This window comes from Methylobacterium sp. WL103, assembly GCF_008039885.1.
Lineage (GTDB): Bacteria > Pseudomonadota > Alphaproteobacteria > Rhizobiales > Beijerinckiaceae > Methylobacterium > Methylobacterium cerastii.
On sequence record NZ_VRUX01001105.1, the window covers coordinates 1 to 771 of the forward strand.

Genomic DNA, 771 nt, shown 5'->3' on the forward strand with positions numbered 1-771 from the left:
GGTCAGCGTGTGCGGCGGCAGGTGGCGTTTGAGGGCGTGCGGTATTGCGCATTTGAAAGTGTCCGTTGGCTTGAGGGATTGCGGGCTTGTGGGCAGGTTGGCAGGCCCTCAGAGCAGAGAGGCGAGGCCGGTCAGGACGCAGCCCCCGCCGATGATCGCGACCGCAGCCAGCAGCTCGCCAGCCATGCCGATGAAGCGCCGGCCATGGGCGAAGGCGGTATCGGGGCGGATCGCGGCCACCGCCTGCCAAGGCTCGTCCTCGCCGGGCAGGGCTTCGTTCGCAGGAGCGAGCGCCGCGTGCTGGCTGTAGCGATCGACCCCTGGCAGCAGGCGGGACGGAGCCGGAGGCAAGCGACCCGAGGGGAAGGCATAGGGGATCGTCACGGGCGGCAGGTTGCTGCCGAGGAACAGGGTCAGGTCGGCGACGCGAGCCTCGGCGATGCCGTAGCCGGGCTGATGGGCTGCCGAGAACTCGGCCTCCTCGCCGAGCCACCAGCGCAGGTGCCCGAACAGGGCAAGCGCCCCGAAGCGAGATGCGCAGGGCGTCGTCACCAGCGCGTCGGTGGCGGCGTCGTAGTCGTCGTTGGCGATCATGGACGCCTCGCCTTCAGAGGCGACCTGATAGGCGTCGTAGGCGGTGCGGTGGCGCTGGATCGCCGCGTGGATCGGATCGGCGGCAGTGTCGAGGGTGACGATACGGGCGTGGGTCATCGTTCGGGCTCCAAGGGGCTCGTGAGGGCAGGCAGGGAAGGCGAGGGGGGAAGGGGGCGC

The 771-nt window shown here is 70.2% G+C and carries 1 protein-coding gene; it reads right to left on the bottom strand.

The window, feature by feature from the left end; translation table 11 throughout:
* Positions 1–108: 108 nt before the first annotated feature.
* Entirely contained in the window at positions 109–711 is a 603-nt protein-coding gene (locus FV222_RS28065; RefSeq protein WP_147816408.1) for a hypothetical protein, read from the bottom strand.
* Between the last annotated feature and the right edge of the window lie 60 nt (positions 712–771).